A 21,129-nucleotide genomic window follows, 5' to 3' on the forward strand; every position below is an offset into this window, starting at 1 on the left:
TTGAACCCGCGGAGCTTTTGCTTCATTTTGCGCCGGAATTAAACCCGTGCCAGCCCGGAGCGCAATATGACCCTTTCCCCCACAACCGACACTGTCGATACGACCAAGGCGAAATACAGCCGTGTGATGCTGAAGATTTCGGGCGAGGCGCTGATGGGAGATCAGGGTTTTGGCCTGCATCCCCCCACCGTTCAGCGCATCGCGCAAGAGGTAAAGTCGGTGCATGACCTTGGGGTCGAGATCTGCATGGTCATCGGCGGTGGCAACATCTTCCGCGGCCTCAGCGGTTCAGCCCAGGGGATGGAAAGGACGACGGCGGATTACATGGGTATGCTGGCTACGGTCATGAATGCGCTTGGCATGCAATCGGCGCTTGAGGAGGTTGGCGTATTTACTCGTGTGATCTCGGCCATTCGTATGGATGAGGTTTGCGAGCCTTACATCCGCCGCCGCGCTGTGCGGCATCTGGAAAAGAAACGGGTCTGCATCTTTGCCGCTGGAACAGGGAATCCGTATTTCACCACAGATACCGCAGCGACACTGCGCGCCAATGAGATGGCTTGCGAGGCGATCTTTATGGGTAAGAACGGCGTGGACGGTGTCTATGACAAAGACCCCAAAGAACATTCGGATGCGGTGCGTTATGACTCAGTCAGCTACGATGACGTGTTGGCAAAGCGGCTGAAAGTCATGGATGCATCGGCCATTGCGCTAGCGCGCGACAATAACCTGCCTCTGATCGTATTCGGATTGGATGAGCCGGGCGGTTTCCGCGGTATCCTGGCCGGTGAGGGAACCTACACAAAAGTTCAAGGCTGACACCCGAACGGTACTCATTTTCAAGGCTGGGCATGATTGCCCGGCTTTTTCTTTGGTTCAGGGCACAGTGTTCTTGACGATGGCAAAAGCTGTGGGCAATTTGTCAGCGTACTTGCGCGGCAAAGGCGCAGGTTCTGCGGGCACCTGAACGTGTCGGCTGGGCTGGAAGACCTGCCATGATTTCTGAGGGTTCCGAAATCATGCTCGGGCACCTCTTGGATAGGCAAGCATGATCAAGGAGGCACGTGCCATGAGCACTCTGGATATCAATTTCGTTCGGTCGCAGTTCCCAGCTTTTTCCGAACCCAGCCTAAAGGGACAGGCATTTTTCGAAAATGCTGGTGGATCATATACTTGCAAGCCGGTGCTTGATCGTTTGACGCGCTATTACACCCAGCGCAAGGTTCAGCCCTATGCCCCCTATGATGCCAGCCGTCTGGCCGGAGAGGAAATGGACGAGGCCCGCGCCCGGATGGCTGCGATCATGGGTGTGGATGCAGATGAACTGAGCTTTGGCCCGTCGACCACGCAGAACACCTATGTTCTGGCGCAGGCATTCCGACAGTGGATGCAGCCGGGTGATGCGATTGTCGTGACAAATCAAGATCATGAGGCCAATTCGGGGCCTTGGCGCCGTCTTGCTGATGAGGGCATAGAGGTTCGCGAATGGCAGATAGACCCCGAATCCGGGTCTCTGAACCCGCAGGATCTTGAGGACATTCTGGACGAAAAGGTGCGTCTGGTCTGTTTTCCGCATTGTTCGAACGTGGTCGGGGAAATCAATCCGGTTACCGAGATAACTGCGATTGCACATGCGGCTGGCGCGTTTGTCTGCGTCGACGGTGTCTCTTACGCGCCGCATGGATTTCCGAATGTCGGTGATCTGGGACCGGATATCTATCTGTTTTCGGCGTATAAAACCTATGGTCCTCATCAGGGGTGCATGGTGATCCGCCGGGCATTGGGTGAGCTGTTGCCCAATCAGGGGCACTATTTCAACGGCGATGTTCTTTATCAACGCTTTACCCCTGCAGGGCCGGATCACGCACAGATCGCCGCCAGCGCGGGAATGGCGGATTACGTCGATCTATTATGCGAACATCATGACGGACCCGGAACTGGTGCTGCAGCGCGGGGGGCGTTTGTCCACGACCTGATGCGCGGGCACGAGATCGCCCTGCTACAACCGGTTCTGGATGCGGTTAAAGATCGCAATGCAGTCCGTCTGATCGGAACCTCTGATGCCTCGCGGCGTGCGCCAACGGTCGCGCTGGCGCTGAACCGAAATGCTGAATCTGTTGCTGCCAATCTTGCCTCGCATGGGGTTATGGCCGGTGGCGGCGATTTCTATGCCGTGCGTCCTTTGCAGGCCATGGGTGTGGATCTGGGTGAAGGTGTTTTGCGAGTCAGCTTTACGCATTACACATCGAAACGGGAAATTGATCAGCTTTTGAATGCGTTGGACGCAGTTTTGTGATCCAGTTCTGACACTGCTGCGTAGAAAGGTAAACAATACGGAGCAGTCATGGGACCCAAGAGCCCGCCGATAATTATGTGGTTCCGACAGGATTTGCGACTGTCGGACCATCCTGCACTCAGCGCTGCTTCGGCAACGGGTAGGCCAGTTATTCCGGTCTATATTTTCGACGATCTCGGGCAGGCCTTGGGTGCGGCTCCTAAATGGCGCCTCGGCAATGGCCTTGAGGTGTTTGACCGTGCGTTGGCGCAGTTGGGAAGCCGTCTGATCTTGCGGCGCGGGGATGCATTGGAGGTTCTGCAAAACCTGATCAAGGAAACCGGATCCACCGAGGTCTATTGGTCTCGGGCTTACGATCCGGACACGATTGCCCGAGATACAAGTATCAAGACGGCTCTGACCAAATTGGGCGTACAGCCCAAATCGTTTTCCGGGCACCTGCTTTTTGAGCCCTGGACCGTCCAGACCAAGACCGGAACGCCTTTTCGCGTGTTTACACCAATGTGGCGATCGGTACAGAAACGCGAGGTTCCATTCCCACATGCGCGACCCGCCGCGCTGACCCCGCCGAAGGAATGGCCGCATACAGATACTCTGGAGTCGTGGGGATTGGCCGCGGGAATGAACCGCGGGGCATCAGTTTGCGCCCGATATGTTCAGCCAGGGGAAGACGCAGCGTTCAAAACGCTCCATCGGTTCTTGGAACGGCTTTCGGGGTATCCCGAAGCCCGGGATCAGCTGGCCGAGGATGGAACGTCGGGCATTTCCGAATATCTATCGCTGGGTGAGATTGGACCACGTAGCGTCTGGCACGCCCTTCAGGGCACAGAGATGTTCGGCATGTCCGGTACCGAAGCCTATTTGCGGCAGTTGGTTTGGCGTGAATTTGCCTATCATTTGATGTTCCATACGCCTCATTTGTTAAGCAACAACTGGAAACCGGAATGGGATCAGTTCCCTTGGGGCCAAAACGCCTCTAGCCCCGAGATCATTGCTTGGAAGCAGGCAAGGACAGGCATTCCCGTGGTCGATGCTGGGTTGCGACAGATGTACGTCACAGGTCGCATGCACAATCGCGCCCGGATGATTGTCGCCAGTTATTTGACCAAACATCTGATGGCGCACTGGAAAATCGGTATGGGCTGGTTTTCCGATTGCCTGACCGATTGGGATCCGGCCTCAAATGCGATGGGTTGGCAATGGGTTGCTGGGTCCGGCCCAGATGCGTCCCCGTTTTTCCGTATTTTTAACCCCGAGGCGCAGCAAAAAAAATATGATCCCTATTGCGACTATGTGCGGAAATGGGTGGCCGAAGGACAGTCAAACCCGCCCTCGAGCGCACTTGATTATTTTGAAGCCATTCCCTGCAAGTGGGGTCTTGATCCGTCTGCGCCATACCCAAACCCTGTTGTGGGTTTGGCCGAAGGGCGCGCGCGTGCCTTGTCGGCCTATGAGGGCCGAAAAAGCCGGTAAAGAACTGAAAACTTGCCAGAAACACAAACTCGTTTTAGCCTTCTACAACAACCGCACAGGGGAGAGCGGATGGTTCTAACTACAATCGAAGGGCAGACAGACCTGCCAAGATATTTTGCACATGTTCTGAATATGCTGAACCAGATGGAGCAGGGGCAGCTTGATATTGCCTTGCCAGACGGTCGTGTATTTCGCACCGAAGGCAAACGCCCTGGGCCTGTCGCACGGGTCGATATTCACAATCCGGACGTATTTGCACGACTTATCCGGGAGGGTGAGCTGGGGTTTTCAGACGGATATCTGGAAGGCGATTGGAGTACACCAGATCTGCGTGCCTTCATGGATCTAGTGCATCTGGGTACCGAGACCGTGTACGACGATTTCACCGGGAAATTTCTGGTACAGGCCTATGAACGCCTGCGCTTTTGGTTGCATCGAAACAACCGTCGACAGGCTAAAAAGAATATCTCTTATCATTACGATTTAGGTAATGAATTCTACGGGTTATGGCTGGATGATACCATGACCTATTCCAGTGCATTGTTCGAAACCGGGCAGGAAAGCTTGGAAAAGGCACAAACCGCTAAATACGCCAGTCTGGTTGATGAAATGGGTGCCAAGCCCGGTGACCATATTCTGGAAATTGGCTGCGGATGGGGTGGTTTCGCCGAATATGCAGCAAAAGAGCGTGGCCTGCGGGTCACAGGCTTGACGATCAGCAAGGAACAGTTGAGCTTTGCCCGTCAACGCATTGAAAAAGAAGGGCTTACGGATTTAGTTGATCTGAAGCTGCAGGATTATCGTGACGAACGGGGCCAATATGACGGGATCGCCTCTATTGAGATGTTCGAGGCGGTTGGTCAGAAATATTGGCCGGTTTATTTCGACACCATCCGTGATCGCTTAAAACCTGGCGCACAGGCAACGTTGCAAATCATTACCGTTGGCGATCATCGCTGGGATGTGTATAAGAATGGTGTTGATTTCATTCAGAAATATATCTTTCCGGGTGGGATGCTTCCGGCTCCGACAATTCTGCAGGAGCAGGTGGCGAATGCGGGTCTGACCGTGGTGAAGTCAAAAGAATTCGGCAAAAGCTATGATCTGACACTGCGCCGCTGGTACGAGACGTTCAATGACAAATGGGACGAGATTTCGGGAATGGGGTTTGATGAGCGTTTTCGCCGCATGTGGAATTATTATTTGACCGCTTGCGGCGCGGCCTTTGACACCGGCAACTGTGATGTGACACAGATCACCATAGCGAAACCTACTTAGTAAACGGACCTTTAGAATGCCCAGCGCCTCACGTCTTGTCGCAGCCCTTTGTCTGGCGGTGGTGGCATTTCTGGTTTCCAGCATGATCATAGCAAATGGTGAAGAAGGCAAAAGCTATGGCTACTTCACTGTCGTCAACATGGCCCTTGGGGTCGCGTGTGGTTGGAAAATCATGGGTAAGCGAACCGGCAAAGGGTGGACCGCTGCCGTCAATAACGGACTGACAGGCATTGCCTCGCTGGTGTTTTGGGGTCTTTTCGTTCAGGGCACCTATGAGATGTTCCGCTTGGCCATGCGCCACCGATATGACGGCCCGTTCGAGGCCCTTATGGCGATATTCAAGATTGGCGTTGGATATGGCGAACAGTTGTTAGCTCCGGAAATTCTGTGGACTTTGGCTATTGGCGCTCTTATCGCCGGTTTGGCGACGGAAGAAGCAAGCCGCCGCTGGCGCTAGCACCCAAATACCAACGCGAGATACCCTTGTGAACGATCTGTTTTTCTATGGCACGCTTCGGCATCTGCCACTGCTGCAACTGGTGCTTGGCCGTCCGCTGTCACGCCTGACTTTGTCAGAGGCCAAGCTGAAGGATCACGCGATTTACAGCGTGCGCGACGAGGCATTTCCGATGATCCAGCCAGAACGTGGGGGCGTTGCGGATGGCATTCTGGTTCAGGGCCTCGAACCCGAGGATTTCAGGCGACTGATTTTCTATGAAGGGGGGTTTGATTATGATCTGCAGCTGAAGCCCGTTGAACTGCCCGATGGCTCTGTTGTCGAAGTCAGCGTGTTCTTTCCCGAGCCTGACCTGTGGTTGCCCGGTGAGCTATGGTCCTTGCAGGACTGGGCAGACGCGTGGGCGGATCTGACCCTAACCGCCGCTCAAGAGGTCATGGGCTATTACGGCAAGGCCGATGCCCTCAAGATCGCGCGCAGTTTTCCGTCGATCCGAACCCGCGCTTGGGCCAAGCTGGCTGCACGCAAACGCGGAACCGGTGACGCGCGTGATCCGAAGAAGGATGTGATCGTACACGAGCATACCCATGCCTATATTGACTATTTCGGCATGCAGGAGGTTCAGCTTCAACACCGCCGGAATAACGGCACAATGGGGTCGGTGCTGAACCGCAACGGCTTGATGCAGGGCAGTGCTGTGGTGGTTCTGCCATATGATCCGGGGCGTGATGCGGTGCTTTTGGTTGAACAATTTAGGACGCCGGTTTTCCTGATCGAAGACCCCGAGCCGTGGATGTGGGAACCCGTTGCAGGCATGATTGACCCCGGTGAAACGCCGCAACAGGCTGCGCGGCGTGAGGCGATGGAAGAGGCCCAGATCAGCCTCAAGTCGCTTGAATTTGCCGGAGAGGCCTATTCGTCCAGCGGATCGTCCACCGAATACGTCTATCTTTACGTGGGGTTGGCCGATCTTGAGAAAACGATAGACGATGGCGGGTTGGCCTCGGAAGGTGAGGATATCCGCACCAAAATCATTCCCTATGCTCAGTTCATGGATCAAGTCGACGGGCATGGGTTCAAGGATTTGCCGCTATTGTCACTGGCGCATTGGCTGGCTCGGAACAGAGACAGGTTGCGTGGGGCGTGATCGCGGCTTGTGGTTGTTGCGTAGCATCTGTAAATCTTCGTTGATACGTAAAGAAATGAGGGCGCCATGCGCATAGCGAAAGACCTTGCCGACGCAGTAGGGAAAACTCCGTTGATCCGGCTGCGCCGTATCAGTGAGGAAACCGGGTGTGAAATTCTTGGCAAGGCCGAGTTCATGAATCCTGGTCAATCGGTCAAGGACCGTGCCGCCCTTTATATCATTCGCGATGCCATAGCACGGGGCGACCTGAAACCTGGGGGCACCATCGTTGAAGGCACCGCCGGAAACACCGGTATCGGTCTGGCGCTTGTCGGGGCGTCGATGGGCTTCAAGACCGTGATCGTGATCCCCGAGACCCAGTCCGAAGAAAAGAAGGATATGCTGCGTCTTGCGGGCGCTCAGTTGGTTCAGGTCCCGGCAGCGCCGTATCGCAACCCGAACAACTTTGTACATTACTCTCGCCGTCTAGCTGAAGAACTGGCGCAGACGGAACCCAATGGCGCAATCTGGGCCAATCAGTTCGACAACGTCGCCAACCGTCAGAGCCATGTCGAGACCACCGGCCCCGAGATCTGGGAGCAAACCGGCGGTAAGGTCGACGGCTTTGTCAGTGCGGTTGGTTCAGGTGGCACGTTGGCCGGTGTGGCCGAGGCCCTGCAGCCCAAAGGCGTCAAGATCGCATTGGTCGATCCGATGGGGGCCGGGTTGTATTCCTATTACAAAACCGGTGAGATCGCGATGGAGGGAAGCTCGATCGCGGAAGGTATCGGGCAGGTGCGGATCACCAAGAACCTTGAGGGGTTCAAACCGGATTTCGCCTATCAGATGACGGATAACGAAGCGTTGCCCTATATCTTTGACCTTCTGCGCGACGAAGGTCTGGTCATGGGCGGATCGACCGCCATCAACATGGCTGGCGCCGTGCGCCTGGCCAAGGATCTGGGTCCGGGCCATACCATTGTTACGATTCTGTGTGATTATGGCACGCGCTATCAATCCAAGCTGTTCAACCCGGAGTTCCTGCGCGAAAAAGAATTGCCTGTTCCTGATTGGATGACCGAGGCGCCGCGTAGCATTCCGGGCGTTTTCGAGGACGTATGATGTTGCGGCAGGTCCGCCTGTTTCTGGCCCTTGTTTCACTTTTGTTTGCAGTTCTGTCTGGTCCTGCAACGGCCCAGCTTTCGGATCGGCAAAGTGAATACTATCAGGGTTGGGTAAAAACGGCGGATCGGGCCGAAGATGTGATCGAGGCCAATCGGGCCTCGAACGCTTCGCTGGAAAATCTGCGATCGGAAATTCATACCTATCGAGATGTTTTCAACAGCGCGCGTGGTGCAAATACCGAACGTATCCAGACCCTGGAAAGCCAGATCAAGGCTTTGGGTCCCGGACCGGAAGGTGATGCAACCGAACCGGAAGACATTGCTACGCTGCGTTCACATCTTGAAAACCAACTGAACGCGCTGCGGGTGCCGCATATCATTTCCGACGAGGCCTTCAGTCGCGCCAACGGACTGATCGCAGAAATTGACCAGATCCTGCGAAATAGGCAGAAAAAAGAGCTGTTGGAGCGCGGCCCATCGCCACTGAACCCCAGCTATTGGCGGCCAGCCTGGGTTGACCTGACTGAAGCGGGCCGAAGCCTTTTCAACGAGGCTGTGCAGAACTACCAAACGGACGTGGTGCATGAGCAGCTTCGCAAACAGGGGCTTGGAATTCTTTTGCTGGTCTTTGTGGCCATTGTTTTGCTGGGCTATGGAAAACGTTGGTCCGAGGCTGCTGGGAACTATCTGCGTACCATAGGGGGGCAGGGAACTGGCGTATGGACATTCCTGACATCGCTGTTTCGGATAATTCTGCCATGGCTGGGTGTTTTGTTGCTGGTAAAAGCCGTCGTCCTGACGGGGATATTGGGATTGCGGGGAACCCTTCTGATACAAAACGTACCGTTCTGGGCGGCCATTGTTCTGTACTACGACTGGATTGGTCGTCAGGTCTATGTAATGCAGCAGGCGCGGGGTTTCAGAAAGCTCTCGCCAAAGCGGATCACCGAGCTTCGAATCTACCTGGATCTGCTTGCCGTTTTTCTCATTTTGCATGATCTTGGGAACCTTTTCGAACAGATCGAGAATACTTCGGATGCGACGCGCGCGGTTGTGGGCTTCCCAGTTATTCTTGCAACTGCTCTGGTTCTGTTGCGTGCGCGGCAGATACGGCTTGCCGAGGTGCAGGCAGAACCTGATGGCAATGCCCGTGGAACCGGGGTCATCCAGCTGGTCGAATTCTTGCGCCGAGCATTGTTCCTGTTGGGAGTTGTCAGCCCAGTTCTGGCCGCCATCGGTTATAACAACGCTGCTGAGGCCATTGTTTTTCCAGCGGTAAAATCGTTGATCCTGATTGCCGCACTGATCATCCTTCAACGATTCCTGACTTCGGTTTATGGATTGATAACCCGCAAGGGTGAGGCAGCCCGAGACACATTGTTTTCGGTTCTGATTGGCTTTGCCATGGCCATTTTGGCCCTGCCGGTTCTGGCGCTGATCTGGGGCGCACGCGAGACCGATTTGTTAGAGGCATGGTCGCGGCTTCTTTTGGGATTCGACATTGGGGGCGTGACAGTCTCGCCCAGTAATTTCTTTACTTTTCTGGTGGTTTTCCTGATCGGATACGGACTGACACGCGCCCTGCAGGGTGGGTTGCGGACCTCTTTGCTACCAAAGACGAGCATTGATCCCGGTGGTCAAAACGCGATTGTTTCAGGGACGGGGTATGTCGGTATCTTCCTGGCAGCCTTGGTCGCCATCATGGTTGCGGGTTTCGATCTGTCGTCCCTGGCCATCGTGGCCGGGGCGCTCTCTGTCGGGATCGGATTTGGTCTGCAAACCATTGTCTCGAACTTTGTGTCCGGCATTATTCTTTTGGTCGAACGTCCGATCTCAAAAGGCGATTGGATCGACGTAAACGGGATGATGGGATATGTGCGCGACATCTCGGTACGCTCGACCCGGATTGAGACCTTCGATCGAACAGATGTCATTGTCCCAAACTCGGACCTGATCAGCGGTGTTGTCACCAACTATACCCGTGGAAATACGATCGGACGCGTCATTGTCCCGGTCGGGGTGGCCTATGGTACCGATACCCGCGTAGTCGAGACAATCCTGGGCGAAATCGCAAACGCACATCCGATGGTATTGGCGAATCCGGCACCCAACGTTGTGTTTCAGGGGTTCGGTGCGGATTCTCTGGACTTTGAAATCCGCGCCATTTTGCGGGATGTGAATTGGGTTCTTTCGGTGAAGTCCGACATGAACCATGAGATCAATCGCCGCTTTGTCGAGGAGGGGATCGAGATACCGTTTGCTCAGCGTGATGTCTGGCTGCGAAACCCCGAGGCTCTTCAATCGTCAGATAACGCGCAAATGCCCCCATCTGAGCCTGTTTCAGAGACAAAAGCGCCCCCGGCCTCTTCGCCCGCCGAATTGACCGAGGCTGATCTTTCCGACGGTGATGGTGACGAACCCTGAGGCAAGTTCGGGCCTGAAACGAGCCAGAGAATTTTACACTAATCGGGCCTTGCAAATCCCCAGGCGATAGTCCAAATAACGCCCGCACGGAGAGGTGGCCGAGTGGTCGAAGGCGCACGCCTGGAAAGTGTGTAGGCGGGAGACCGTCTCCAGGGTTCGAATCCCTGTCTCTCCGCCACAACACCAGCTCTTGTCTTGGACGCTTAGGTGTTTCACATCTCAGACATTGTTTTGGAGCCCCCCAGCAAAAAAGGCTCGGTAAGCGATTCACATAACCCATGTTGAGCGAATTCATCCAATTTAGATGGCCCAGAATTACTGTTTCTTGCAGGCAAGGGAATTTCAGGATGCGAGGCAGTCAAACTGTTGGGTAGGGCCTATTCCTGTGTCGGTTGGGTAACTACAGGTGAAAACTCGGCGCTCGGCTTGTTCGCTGATGCGTCTGTTGAGATATCAATACATCTACAACGCCAAGTGAACGTTATTCCTTGGCTGGTCCGTTTTGCGATAGGTGCGCTGTAAAATCGCGCCCGGAGGTTAGATGTTACTGTCTGTCGTCATTCCATGCATGAACGAAGAGGAGTCGATCCCCTTACTGGTGGAGCGCCTGATCGCTGCGACTGAACAGTGGAACGCCGAATCCGAGATTATTCTGGTGGATGATGGGTCTAATGACGAAACATGGCGCGCAATCTGTGCCCAAAGCGAGTTTCATCCGCGTATTCGCGGTTTGAAGCTATCGGGTAACCGCGGTCACCAGATCGCTCTGACAGCGGGGCTGAATGCAGCCCAAGGGCAGCGGATATTCATGTTGGATGCCGATCTGCAAGACCCGCCGGAGCTTTTGTCGGACATGATGGCGATGATGGATCAGGGTTATGATGTGGTTTATGGGCGTCGGAGTGAGCGAAAAGGCGAAAGTTGGTTTAAGAAAGTAACAGCTCATGGTTTCTACCGCATATTGAACCGGCTTTCGGACGTACCCATTCCAAATGACACGGGCGATTTCCGGCTTGTCAGCCGTCGGGCGCTGGATGCGGTTCTGAGTATGCCGGAACGCGCGCGGTTCGTTCGGGGCATGTTCGCTTGGGTTGGTTTTCGTCAAATCGGGATCGAATACATCCGCGACCCACGGATCGCGGGCGAGACCAAATACCCGATGTCCAAGATGATCCGCTTTGCGCTTGATGCACTGGCGAGTTTTTCGATCAAACCGCTGCAGATCGCCACACGAATGGCCTTTCTGACACTGATTATCGCCGCGCTGATGGCGGTCTACGTCTTTTGGTCCTTGATCCTTTACAACGCGGTTGCGGGTTGGGCGTCGACGGTTCTGGTGATCAGTTTCTTCTCGGGTATCCAGCTATTGACGCTTGGAATCATGGGGGAATATCTCGGACGTCTGTATATCGAGGCCAAAAACCGACCACTCTATTTTGTAGATCAAGAGACCTCAGAGATTTCGGACACCATAGTAGAAGAGAAGACCGCGCAGAAATGAGCGAACGGCGCCGCATAATCCGGTTTGCCATCGTGGGCTTAGGCGTGGCTGGTTACTACATGCTGGCCTATCTGGGCCTGTTGCGCGTGTTTCATTCGCCTTGGATCGCCAATGCATTGGCTTTTGGGTCCGCAATCCTGATCCAATATATTGGGCAAACAGTCTGGACCTTCGGGCAGGCGCTGGTGGTTCCTGCACAGTTTGGGCGGTTTCTTTGCATGGTCGGAATTGGGCTGCTGGTTTCAGCTGCGATTACCGGACTGGCCGGCCCTCGTTTTGGCCTGAGCGAAGCTGCCTCGGCCGCTGTCGTTGTAGTTGTTCTGCCTGTGATCAACTTCGCGTTCCTACGGCTATGGGTCTATAAACCGCAGAATTCAACCTAGAGATTGGCAATGTCGCATATCTATTCAAACGAGTTCTTTGACTATATTGACCAGGGCGCCAGGCGGTCCGCAAACAGGCTAATTGCTTGCCTTCTAGGAAAAATCTCTGCGGACAGTGTCGTGGACTTTGGCTGCGGGCGGGGTGTGTGGCTGTCGGAGTGGCAGGCCGCGGGTTGCAAGGATATTGCCGGTGTCGATGGCGACTATGTGGATCGTGACAAGCTTGCGATACCGGCTGAGGCGTTTATCGGTGCAGATCTGTCCAAACCGGTCGAGCTTGGACGCCAGTTTGATTTGGCTCAGTCGCTTGAGGTCGGTGAACACTTGCCGCATGACGCGTCGGCCAGCCTGGTTCAGAGCCTGACCACACATAGCGATCTGGTCCTGTTCTCAGCCGCCGTTCCGGGGCAGGGCGGCGAGTTTCATATAAATGAACAGCGCCTGTCCTTTTGGCAGGGTTTGTTCGCTGAACGGGGATACACGGCCTATGATTGTTTGCGGCCTGAGATGTTCGGGGATCAATCGATCGAACCCTGGTATCGGTATAATTCTGTCCTCTATGCGAACCAATCAGGGGCAGTCCGGCTGTCTCAGGACGTGCTGGATACCAAAGTCGCGCCCGGCGCGTTGAAAGAGGTCGGCAGTTTAGGCTGGACCCTACGCAAGCTGGTTGTGCGTGCCTTGCCCCGGTCGGCTGTCACCGCTATCGCTCAGGTCCGGGCCTCTGTTATTGCAAGGTCATATGGCGACAAATCATGACGGAAAAAACATCTCGGCAGGAGTTTCTTTTTCTGTCCCTGCTTTGCATCGCTGCGTTGTTCTTGATCAATTGGCCACAGCTTTTCGACCCTTTCGTACGTCATGATGATTTCCCGGCGCTGCTGGGCTGGACCGAGATTGCCTACCACAAGGCCTTGGATGAAGGTCGTTGGTTGAACTACTGGTGGCAGTTCCGGCCATTTCTATGGCCCTCACAAATAAGCATGTATCTCTATAACATAGCCTGGGGCTTGTTCTCGGCTGCGGCAGCAGCCGCGATCATGGAGCGTTCGGACCCGATCTGGTACAAAGGTTATCTTGCGCTATTCATTGCGTTTTCGGTTCCAGCATTCCTGATTTCATACTGGTTCAACACGTTGCTGCCGGGGATCTGGGTTATCACCTTGTACAGCCTGGCAGTTCTGTTTCTGCCGCATCGTGTGTCGCTGGCCCTTTTGGTTGTGGCAGTGCCCTTATCCTTCATGGCCTACACGACCTATCCGTTCCTGTTGCTGACACTGATCCTGCTGTCAAACAAGGCGCCAAAAACCTATACCAGCGTCGCTGTTACGCTGATCATTTTCTTTGTCAGCCTGGTTCTGGCGTTGCTGAGTGTTTACACCCTGAACTACTTTTATCATGGGATATTTGGTATACCGGTTGCTGAATGGCGTGGGCCGAACGAAGTAAATTCGGTCGATGACCTGCTGCTGAACCTTACCAAGGTCAAAGTATTCCTTCGATCCATCATCTATACAATGGGCGGAGGGACAATCGGTTATGGCTTGATGCTCTTGGCCCTATTTGCAGGTGCCTGGGGGTTCCTGTTTACCCGAAGACGGATGTTTGCCGTCGCGATCCTGATGGCTGCACTTGCTGGTCTGGCACCGCTTATCCTCAAGGCGATTATGTCGGGGGTGCAGGTCCCTGTTCGGGCATTGAACTGGCTTTGGATCTTGTTTGGAGTCGTGCTCACCACGTGTGGGGTTCAGTTTCTGCAGTCTTCAAAAAGATGGTTAAGTGTTTCGCGTATCTTGTTGATGTGCGTGTTGATGATCAATTTGATGCTCATTGGCAAAACATCGTTTATGTTCATCCCGCCTTGGCAAAAAGCAACGCGCGCATTGGCGCAAAGCCTGCCTGAACAGGTCGAAACCGTATATATCTATGGGCATTTTCTTGGCGTGAATGGCGCGGCAGACGCCAGAGTTCAATTCGAACGGGGGCTGCGGTTGCGGTTAAACTATCTGACCGGGGCCGAGATCATCATGTGCTGGAAGCAGCCCGATAGATGCGATGGGATTACACCTCCGTTCGATCCAGGCGACTGGGTCTCGACGCCTGTTGTCGCATCATCTGGTGACCAGGCCTTTATCCTTTTGCCGCGTCCCAATCTGGGGCCCTGATCAAAAGGTGAGTTGTAACAGGTTTGAGAAAATTCTATGAATGCGCCCACTTGGGCTGTCCGGCATTCAAGGACACAGACCCCAACCCCTGTTGGAACACCCGGACATGATTGACCTGAGCGACCACAAACCCCTGCGAAAAAGTCGCAACTACCTGATTTATCAGCACCCCGAGGTCGAAGGGGCGCTGCTGAAAGTGCGGGTGGACGAACCTGTGCGTAGCCATTTTCTGCCGCGTTATGCCGAATGGCGCTATGGCAATCTGCGCCAATGGAACCGCGAAGCAAACGAATATCTGGCGGCGCTCAACCGTGGATGCCCTGAGATCGAAAGGTTGGCGCAATTCATGGGATATGCGCCAACATCAGCGGGCCCGGCGATAGTGGTGGAAAAACTGACCGGCCCGGACGGAGATCTTGCGCCAACCCTGCATTCGGAACGCGTCGCGCTGGCCAAGGATCACGCCGGACGTGAACGTCTTCATGCTGAATTGATGGAACTGTTTGACGATCTCGAAAGCGGCCGGATCATTGTGGGTGACATGGGGTTTGAAAACATCGTTCGTGCGCAGGAAAGAAGCGGCAAGCTGACCGTGATTGACGGCGTTGGCGAGAGGGTTCTTTTTCCGCTGTCACTGGTCAGCGAAACAGCGTTTCGCAAGTCAATCGACCGCCGGCGACAGAGGATGTCGAGTGGCTTTGGTTTAATGAAGACCTGACCACTAAACTACTACGCGCAAGGGAAACGCGCGTTCGACCTCTTTTGCTATCTCCGCAATCAGCGCTTTTGTCACGGCGTTGCGGTTGTTCATCTGAACCCGCGCGACATAGGCAAGCTCTGGAGGGGTAGGAAAGACATCGTTGATGACTTCCATGTCAGGTGTAATGTGCATCCCGTTCAATAGCGCTATGCCCAGCCCAGATCGAACAGCCGACTGGATTCCTGCTGCACTTGGACATTCCAGGATATTGTCAAAACGGTGGTCCTGCTGCTGACTGTCTTCCATTCCCCATCTTCGGTAGAAACACTGTGTGTCAAAGGACAGAAACGGAACCGGTTCTGACAGATTCAGACGATAGTCGGGTGATTTGACCCAATGAAGGGAATCCTGAAACAGGATCAGATCTTCGGGCTGCACGTCGTTGCGAAATATCTGAATCACCGCCAAGTCTAATTCACCAGCCTTCAACCAATCCTGAACATTCAGGCTTTGGCCAGTGCGGGTTCGTACGCGAACATCGGGGTACAGCCGCGTGAAACGTCCAAGAATTTGGGCGATCCCGCTGGTTGTCGCATCCTCGGTCATGCCAAGCCGCAAGTGGCCGGTGAGCGGCCTGTTACCAAGTGAGGCCACCGCTTCGTCATGCAGAGTGGTAATTCGACGGGCGTATTCACAAAGACGCAGCCCGTCTTCGGTGAACAGGGGGGCACCTTTGCGGCGAGTCAGCAGTTTGCAATTCAGTGCGCGCTCTAAACGGCCGATCTTATGGCTGACTGCCGATTGCGAAAGCGCCAGATGTCGGGCCGCACTGGTCACACCACCATAGGTTGCGATTGCGAGCAGCGCGCGCAAAGCGTCTATTTCCAAACGTTCGTTCATGAATGCCCATGACAGATTTTGATCATTGAATGATAATCATTCATTTGCGGCAAAGGCAAATGTCAGATTAGGTATCGCGAACACAATGTACGCGGAGCTTCGAAATGAACAATCTGTACCCGGAGGATATCACAGACTTCGAACATCAGTCGGAATGCAAATCTGGCCCGCTGACGCTGTCTTCTTCTTTCGGCAAAGGTAAGTGTAATTGATGACGGAAGACAGAACAGCTAACCGCCGCCTGACAACACTGTTTGAGATCACCGGATCGGTTCTGGCCATGGCTTATGCCTTGCTGATTGCTTCGAATATTGGCGCTGAGATTCTTGGATTCTCCCTACTGTTGGTGTCGTCGGCACTGTTTGCCGCATGGGCATTGATTGATCGGCGCTGGACGTTTTTGCTGTTGCAGGCGTTCTATGCGACCTCTGCCATTATTGGACTGATCCGTTGGGCATAAACTTGGTGTAGGGTTGCCGCCAGGAACTTGTTAGGACGGATCTATGACGGATCAGGACAGAATCGATATCGGCTTTCTGCTGTTTGATGGCTTTCCGATGGCTTGTTTGACATCGGTGATCGAACCCCTGCGGGCGGCCAATGAAATCGCAGGTCATCAAGCGTTTAGATGGTCGCTGGTTTCTGAACGTGGTCAAAAGGTTCAGTCAAGCGCAGGGGTTGGGTTCGAAGCAGATCGCGCGTTGGCGGACTGCAGGAATATCGACATTCTATTCCTGCTCAGCAGCCCGTCTTCGGTCTTTGACAACGCTGTTAGCGGCAATGCCTTGCTGCGTGGTCTTGGGAGGCACGGAACAGTTCTGGGCGGGATCAGCGGTGGCGTATTCCCTCTTGTGCGATCCGGTGCAATGGCAGGTCAGCCGGTCTCGGTCCATTGGTGCTATGAGGCGGCATTTGAGGCCGAGTTTCCCGATATGGACGCCCGGAGCGAAGTGATCGTGCGCACCGTGACGCGCTATACCGCCGCCGGTGCAGCGGCAGGGTTCGACCTGGCACTGCATTTGATTCACGATCGCTTGGGCGGTGACATTGCGCATGAGGTTGCGTGCTGGTTTCAACATCCGATGATGCGCGGTGCGGCAGTGCGTCAGCAGGTGCCCAATGCGACAGCGCCGAGAACGGGAGACCGCCTTCCACCGCTTGTTTCACGCAGCGTTGAAATGTTTGCCGCCAATATAGGTCAAGCGATCTCGATTGCCGAAGTTGCGAAACAAATGGGCGTCACGCCCCGTCAGATCGAGCGGGCATTCAAACAGGCAACCGGACACAGCCCCAGCCATTATTACCGCGCAATGCGGATGAAGGCGGCGCGTCAGATGGTGGTTTATACCAAAGACCCCATTTCCCAGATCGCGGCCGCTGTCGGCTATGGATCTGTTGCGCCCTTGGTGACACATTACCGGTCGGCTTTTGGCCTGAGCCCCAGCGAGGACAGGCGCCGCATCAACCGTTTCCGGGTTGAGGATAACGCCCCTTTGCCCTCGGTCTAGGCGCTGACTAAAGCGCCGATCGCATCGCCGTCAGGATCGCATGGTGCAGAGATTTGGCGGACGAGCGCGGACCGTACAGGCTGTAGTGATCCGAACTACGACAAAGCACGAAACAGCCAATATGGTGGATCGAGCTGCGCGCCGCCGTTCCCTTAGTCAATATGCGCAGATCCAACTGGCACAAAAGCTCCAGCACTGCTTGAATGTTCGCACCAGCCAGGTCGAAACGCACCCAAGCATCGGTCTGTTCAGTGACCGAGGCCGCAGACCCAACCGCAGATTTCACCTGCGCGGCAAGGTCCTCGTGCGTGTCATGCGGTGCTTCAACCATCCATTGCTCTGGCCCCGCCCAAAAGGCGGTGATTGCGGTTCCTTCAAACCTCTGGACCTTTGGTGCCTCAGCGCCGATTAGTTTCTTCAATGCGGCTTTGGCCGCTGTTTCCTGACCGAGCCGCGCCGCGACTGATGCCAACGCCACGTCCGGTATCTCGGAACAGGTGACAGGCCCAACCGTGTCTACCCGAGGGTCAGCCGCGCCGAGGGCGGTTATCGCAACCAGATTATCCACGCAGACGTTCTCCTTCCGGGTCAACGAAATGGGCCGAGACAATTTCCACCTCGACCGTCAGGTCCGTCAGCGGAGAGACAAGGCGCATTTTTTCGCCCAGCCTGTCGCCGCCGTTTTTCAACAATCCCAGCCCAATGCTACTGTTCAGAATGGGTGAGTAGACGGCTGAGGTGACATAGCCCTGATCATGGGCCGCATCGACCGGGCCATCGTTCTTCATCAGGTGGCCACCGGCGGTTACCTTGTTTTCAGGCTCCAACGGTTTGATCCCCACCAGCATCAGTGCATCCGGTTGGTTCAGTGCCTCGCGTTCCGACAGGGTTGATCCGATGCTGTCCTTCTTTTTGGACACCATGCGGCCCATTCCCAGGTTCAGGGCGGTTGTGGTGCCGTTCAACTCGCTGCCTGCAGCATGGCCTTTTTCGACCCGCATGACGCCCAGTGCTTCGGTGCCATATGGGACAACGTCGAACTCTTCGCCCTCGGCCATCAGCCTGCGCATCAATGCGTCGCCATAGCGAGAGGGAACCGCGATTTCGAATGCCAGCTCGCCTGAAAAGGAAATCCGGAACAGCCGCGCCCGAAGGCCGCCGCACACGGTGATGGTTCCACAGGCCATAAAGGGAAAGGCCTCATTCGAGATGTCGAATTCCGGGTCGATGATTTTTCGCAGCAGCTTACGGGAATTGGGCCCGGCAACTGCATATTGCGCCCATCCTTCTGTGGTGGATATCAGCTGCACATCCATGTCCGGGCACAGGCACTGGCGCACGAATTCCATGTGGCGATAGACGACTACGGCATTTGCGGTCGTGGTAGTGACGACGAAATGATCCTCGGCCAGCCTTGCCGCTGTGCCATCATCCATCGCCATGCCATCTTCGCGCAGCATCAGGCCATAGCGGGTTTTGCCGACCGCAAGCTTGGCGAAACCATTGGCATAGACCCGGTTCAGGAACGCTGCCGCATCGGTACCCTGCACGTCGATTTTGCCCAATGTCGTGCAGTCGCACACCCCGACCGAGGCACGCGTCTGACGCACTTCACGGTCCACGCTCTCGCGCCAATGGGTCTCGCCGGGCAGGGGGAACCACTGCGCGCGCAGCCAGTTGCCAACCTCGACAAACACCGCGCCGCGTTCTTCGGCCCAGTGATGTGAGGGCGTCAGGCGGGTAGGGTGGAACTCTTTGCCCTTCATCCGGCCTGCGAAAGTAGCAATCGGGACGGGGGTATAGGGCGGGCGGAAGATGGTGGTACCGGTCTCGGGGATCGACTTACCGGCCAGCTCGGCCATAATCGCCAGCCCGCCGATATTCGAGGTCTTGCCTTGGTCCGTGGCCATGCCCAGCGTGGTATAGCGTTTCAGATGCTCGACCGAACGGAAGCCCTCCTGATAGCTGAGACGGACATCCTTGACCGTCACATCGTTCTGCTGGTCCAGCCATGCGCGTTTGCAGCCCTGAACGTACCAGAATGGGGTCTGCGCGATGGGTGCGTCCTCGGCCTCGGGCAGATCGGGTTTGGCGTTGGTCAGGTCCAAAGCGACGATTGCGGCCTCGGCGCCAGAGCGCAACGCACCGTGGGTAGACATATCGCCGTTTGCCGCGCCGGCAACGGACATGCCTACCGGCAGGTCCGCGCCGGGAACAAAGGCGGCCAGCGTCTCATCCCATGCGGGGCGGCAGCGCTGGTGGCAGGTCATGTGGACGTTGGGGTTCCAACCGCCCGAGACGCCCAAGGCACCGCATTCCAATGTCCGGGTTGAGCCATCGGGCAGGGCGACTTCGACAAAGCTCAGCCCCAGTCGGCCTTTGGTATTTGTGACCTGAGCACCCTGCAGAACTTCGTAGTCATGGCTGATGGGGGCGTCTTTGCGCACATCGATCACCGCAGTGATTTTGACACCTTTGGCGTGCAGATCAGCTGCGGTGCGGTGGCCGCCATCATTGTTGGTAAAGACCGCGACGCGCTGCGAGGCCGCCACTCCGAAACGGTTGGCATAGGTGCGCAGGGAGCTAGCGGTCATGATGCCGGGGCGATCATTGTTCTCGAATGCGATTGGCCGCTCGGTCGCGCCTGCGCACAGCAGCGCCTTTTGGGTATAGATACGCCAGAGGATTTGCCGGGGTTCGCCTGCGGGCAGGCTGGGCAGATGATCGCCCGTACGCTCGACCGCGCCATAAATTCCGTGGTCAAACGCGCCGATCACCGTGGTGCGCGGCATCAGGCGCACATTGGGAAGCGCGGACAGCTCGGCCACAGCCTGCGCCGCCCAGTCAGACGCCGCAGCATCGTCTATGGTGAGTGTTTCGCTGTTCAGGCGACCGCCCAGGGCGAAATCCTCATCCGCCAGAATGACATCCGAGCCCGCACGACCCGCGGTCAAAGCCGCCGTAAGACCGGCTGGTCCGGCACCAATGATCAGCAGATCGCAATGGCGAAAGCCCTTGTCGTATTCGTCCGGGTCCTCTTGCATCGAAAGCGATCCAAGCCCGGCTGCGCGACGGATTGTAGGCTCGTACAGCTTTTCCCAGAAGGCTGCAGGCCACATGAAAGTCTTGTAGTAAAAACCCGCAGACAGGAAGTTGGAAAACATGTCATTCACGGCCAGCGCGTCGAATTTCAAGCTGGGCCAGCGGTTCTGTGATCGCGCCTCAAGCCCCTCGAACATCTCGGTCACCGTGGCGCGCGTGTTGGGCTCTTTGTGGGCGCCGCTGCGCAGCTCGACCAGGCCGTTGGGCTCTTCGGATCCGGCGGTCAGAAGCCCGCGCGGGCGGTGGTATTTGAAAGACCGCCCGATCAGACGCACATCATTGGCCAACAGGGCCGAGGCCAGCGTGTCGCCGGGATGCGCAGTATAGCTGCGCCCGTCAAAGCGGAAGTTCAGCGTGGTGTTGCGGTCAATCTGTCCGCCGTTCAGCCGGTTCACCTGCGTCATTTGGAGCGCCCCCGTGCGCGGGCCACATCGCGGGCCAGTTCCACCTTTGAAATCTCGTGGGTCAGCGTGTTGCGCGTGACGACCAGCCAGGATCGGTCACCTGTTTCGTGGTACCAAAGTTCACGGTGCTCGCCTGCCGGGTTGTCACGCAGATAGGCATAGTCGTGAAAGGCCTCGGCGGCATTTTCCGCCTGCCAATCGGGGCGGTCAATCAGCGCGGCGTCGCCCAGATAGGTGAATTCTGATGCATCGCGAGGCCCTAGAAGGGGGTGGTTGATTATCATGTCT

Annotated in this window: 19 protein-coding genes and 1 tRNA gene; 16 read left to right on the forward strand and 4 right to left on the reverse strand. The window is 55.8% G+C overall.

What is annotated here, in order from left to right; genetic code table 11:
* The first annotated feature begins 66 nt into the window (after window positions 1-66).
* The 14 genes from pyrH to AC2FFB_RS01285 all read left to right on the forward strand — a co-directional run bounded on the left by pyrH (window position 67) and on the right by AC2FFB_RS01285 (window position 14,945).
* Entirely contained in the window at window positions 67-819 is a 753-nt protein-coding gene (pyrH, locus tag AC2FFB_RS01220; protein WP_142634233.1) for a UMP kinase, read from the forward strand.
* 250 nt (window positions 820-1,069) lie between these two features.
* The gene (locus tag AC2FFB_RS01225) at window positions 1,070-2,296 is read left to right on the forward strand and encodes an aminotransferase class V-fold PLP-dependent enzyme (RefSeq protein ID WP_496687742.1); all 1,227 of its coding nucleotides are present in this window, start codon (window positions 1,070-1,072) and stop codon (window positions 2,294-2,296) included.
* A 48-nt stretch (window positions 2,297-2,344) separates the two neighbouring features.
* The gene (locus tag AC2FFB_RS01230) at window positions 2,345-3,769 is read left to right on the forward strand and encodes a cryptochrome/photolyase family protein (protein WP_496874396.1); all 1,425 of its coding nucleotides are present in this window, start codon (window positions 2,345-2,347) and stop codon (window positions 3,767-3,769) included.
* A 69-nt stretch (window positions 3,770-3,838) separates the two neighbouring features.
* Window positions 3,839-5,047 carry an SAM-dependent methyltransferase gene (locus AC2FFB_RS01235; protein ID WP_142634227.1) on the forward strand — a complete coding sequence of 403 codons (1,209 nt, stop codon included), beginning with the start codon at window positions 3,839-3,841 and terminating at the stop codon, window positions 5,045-5,047.
* Between the two features lie 16 nt (window positions 5,048-5,063).
* The gene (locus AC2FFB_RS01240) at window positions 5,064-5,504 is read left to right on the forward strand and encodes a TrgA family protein (RefSeq protein ID WP_142634225.1); all 441 of its coding nucleotides are present in this window, start codon (window positions 5,064-5,066) and stop codon (window positions 5,502-5,504) included.
* A 28-nt stretch (window positions 5,505-5,532) separates the two neighbouring features.
* On the forward strand, window positions 5,533-6,651 hold the full coding sequence (locus AC2FFB_RS01245; RefSeq protein ID WP_496874397.1) for an NUDIX domain-containing protein: 1,119 nt from the start codon (window positions 5,533-5,535) through the stop codon (window positions 6,649-6,651).
* 66 nt (window positions 6,652-6,717) lie between these two features.
* A complete protein-coding gene (locus AC2FFB_RS01250) occupies window positions 6,718-7,752 on the forward strand; it encodes a cysteine synthase A (protein ID WP_142634220.1) in 1,035 nt (344 codons plus the stop codon).
* Window positions 7,752-10,178 carry a DUF3772 domain-containing protein gene (locus AC2FFB_RS01255; protein WP_496874398.1) on the forward strand — a complete coding sequence of 809 codons (2,427 nt, stop codon included), beginning with the start codon at window positions 7,752-7,754 and terminating at the stop codon, window positions 10,176-10,178. Before AC2FFB_RS01250 ends, AC2FFB_RS01255 begins: the two co-directional genes overlap by 1 nt.
* An 88-nt stretch (window positions 10,179-10,266) precedes the next feature.
* Window positions 10,267-10,356 (forward strand) — tRNA-Ser (locus AC2FFB_RS01260).
* A 363-nt stretch (window positions 10,357-10,719) separates the two neighbouring features.
* Window positions 10,720-11,679: a glycosyltransferase family 2 protein gene (locus AC2FFB_RS01265; RefSeq protein WP_496693251.1), complete on the forward strand. Its 960-nt coding sequence runs from the start codon at window positions 10,720-10,722 to the stop codon at window positions 11,677-11,679.
* Window positions 11,676-12,062, forward strand: a complete 387-nt coding sequence (locus AC2FFB_RS01270; protein ID WP_271946729.1) for a GtrA family protein — start codon at window positions 11,676-11,678, stop codon at window positions 12,060-12,062. The genes AC2FFB_RS01265 and AC2FFB_RS01270 overlap by 4 nt, the downstream gene beginning before the upstream one ends.
* Window positions 12,063-12,071: 9 nt before the next feature.
* Complete coding sequence (locus tag AC2FFB_RS01275; protein ID WP_142634211.1) at window positions 12,072-12,821, forward strand: methyltransferase domain-containing protein; 750 nt, start codon at window positions 12,072-12,074, stop codon at window positions 12,819-12,821.
* Window positions 12,818-14,227 (forward strand): hypothetical protein, encoded by a 1,410-nt coding sequence (locus AC2FFB_RS01280; protein ID WP_281994716.1) that lies wholly within the window; start codon window positions 12,818-12,820, stop codon window positions 14,225-14,227. The genes AC2FFB_RS01275 and AC2FFB_RS01280 overlap by 4 nt, the downstream gene beginning before the upstream one ends.
* 40 nt (window positions 14,228-14,267) lie before the next feature.
* Complete coding sequence (locus tag AC2FFB_RS01285) at window positions 14,268-14,945, forward strand: YrbL family protein (RefSeq protein WP_281972203.1); 678 nt, start codon at window positions 14,268-14,270, stop codon at window positions 14,943-14,945.
* A gap of 3 nt (window positions 14,946-14,948) precedes the next feature.
* On the opposite strand, the gene AC2FFB_RS01290 is transcribed toward AC2FFB_RS01285, so the two are convergent.
* Window positions 14,949-15,827, reverse strand: a complete 879-nt coding sequence (locus AC2FFB_RS01290) for a LysR family transcriptional regulator (RefSeq protein ID WP_496700183.1) — start codon at window positions 15,825-15,827, stop codon at window positions 14,949-14,951.
* Between the two features lie 211 nt (window positions 15,828-16,038).
* On the opposite strand from AC2FFB_RS01290, the gene AC2FFB_RS01295 reads away from it, so the two are divergent.
* Window positions 16,039-16,287, forward strand: a complete 249-nt coding sequence (locus AC2FFB_RS01295; protein ID WP_142634203.1) for a hypothetical protein — start codon at window positions 16,039-16,041, stop codon at window positions 16,285-16,287.
* Between the two features lie 43 nt (window positions 16,288-16,330).
* Entirely contained in the window at window positions 16,331-17,335 is a 1,005-nt protein-coding gene (locus AC2FFB_RS01300; protein ID WP_496874399.1) for a GlxA family transcriptional regulator, read from the forward strand.
* A gap of 7 nt (window positions 17,336-17,342) precedes the next feature.
* Here AC2FFB_RS01300 and AC2FFB_RS01305 read toward each other — a convergent pair whose 3' ends face one another.
* From AC2FFB_RS01305 to AC2FFB_RS01315, 3 genes are read right to left on the reverse strand one after another with little or no spacing between them, the layout of a single operon-like run.
* Window positions 17,343-17,903 carry a sarcosine oxidase subunit gamma gene (locus AC2FFB_RS01305; RefSeq protein WP_496874400.1) on the reverse strand — a complete coding sequence of 187 codons (561 nt, stop codon included), beginning with the start codon at window positions 17,901-17,903 and terminating at the stop codon, window positions 17,343-17,345.
* The gene (locus tag AC2FFB_RS01310) at window positions 17,896-20,841 is read right to left on the reverse strand and encodes a sarcosine oxidase subunit alpha family protein (protein WP_496874401.1); all 2,946 of its coding nucleotides are present in this window, start codon (window positions 20,839-20,841) and stop codon (window positions 17,896-17,898) included. Before AC2FFB_RS01310 ends, AC2FFB_RS01305 begins: the two co-directional genes overlap by 8 nt.
* Window positions 20,838-21,125 carry a sarcosine oxidase subunit delta gene (locus AC2FFB_RS01315; RefSeq protein WP_142634195.1) on the reverse strand — a complete coding sequence of 96 codons (288 nt, stop codon included), beginning with the start codon at window positions 21,123-21,125 and terminating at the stop codon, window positions 20,838-20,840. Before AC2FFB_RS01315 ends, AC2FFB_RS01310 begins: the two co-directional genes overlap by 4 nt.
* Between the last annotated feature and the right edge of the window lie 4 nt (window positions 21,126-21,129).

The sequence above is a fragment of the Ruegeria sp. YTSA219 genome (genome assembly GCF_059609985.1).

Coding starts and splice junctions, on each gene's coding strand:
- AC2FFB_RS01255 (WP_496874398.1), top strand. CDS start 7,752: ATGTTGCGGCAGGTCCGCCTGTTTCTGGCCCTTGTTTCACTTTTGTTT.
- AC2FFB_RS01280 (WP_281994716.1), top strand. CDS start 12,818: ATGACGGAAAAAACATCTCGGCAGGAGTTTCTTTTTCTGTCCCTGCTT.
- AC2FFB_RS01230 (WP_496874396.1), top strand. CDS start 2,345: ATGGGACCCAAGAGCCCGCCGATAATTATGTGGTTCCGACAGGATTTG.
- AC2FFB_RS01275 (WP_142634211.1), top strand. CDS start 12,072: ATGTCGCATATCTATTCAAACGAGTTCTTTGACTATATTGACCAGGGC.
- AC2FFB_RS01250 (WP_142634220.1), top strand. CDS start 6,718: ATGCGCATAGCGAAAGACCTTGCCGACGCAGTAGGGAAAACTCCGTTG.
- pyrH (WP_142634233.1), top strand. CDS start 67: ATGACCCTTTCCCCCACAACCGACACTGTCGATACGACCAAGGCGAAA.
- AC2FFB_RS01235 (WP_142634227.1), top strand. CDS start 3,839: ATGGTTCTAACTACAATCGAAGGGCAGACAGACCTGCCAAGATATTTT.
- AC2FFB_RS01265 (WP_496693251.1), top strand. CDS start 10,720: ATGTTACTGTCTGTCGTCATTCCATGCATGAACGAAGAGGAGTCGATC.
- AC2FFB_RS01315 (WP_142634195.1), bottom strand. CDS start 21,125: ATGATAATCAACCACCCCCTTCTAGGGCCTCGCGATGCATCAGAATTC.
- AC2FFB_RS01295 (WP_142634203.1), top strand. CDS start 16,039: ATGACGGAAGACAGAACAGCTAACCGCCGCCTGACAACACTGTTTGAG.
- AC2FFB_RS01240 (WP_142634225.1), top strand. CDS start 5,064: ATGCCCAGCGCCTCACGTCTTGTCGCAGCCCTTTGTCTGGCGGTGGTG.
- AC2FFB_RS01225 (WP_496687742.1), top strand. CDS start 1,070: ATGAGCACTCTGGATATCAATTTCGTTCGGTCGCAGTTCCCAGCTTTT.
- AC2FFB_RS01285 (WP_281972203.1), top strand. CDS start 14,268: ATGCGCCCACTTGGGCTGTCCGGCATTCAAGGACACAGACCCCAACCC.
- AC2FFB_RS01310 (WP_496874401.1), bottom strand. CDS start 20,841: ATGACGCAGGTGAACCGGCTGAACGGCGGACAGATTGACCGCAACACC.
- AC2FFB_RS01300 (WP_496874399.1), top strand. CDS start 16,331: ATGACGGATCAGGACAGAATCGATATCGGCTTTCTGCTGTTTGATGGC.
- AC2FFB_RS01270 (WP_271946729.1), top strand. CDS start 11,676: ATGAGCGAACGGCGCCGCATAATCCGGTTTGCCATCGTGGGCTTAGGC.
- AC2FFB_RS01290 (WP_496700183.1), bottom strand. CDS start 15,827: ATGAACGAACGTTTGGAAATAGACGCTTTGCGCGCGCTGCTCGCAATC.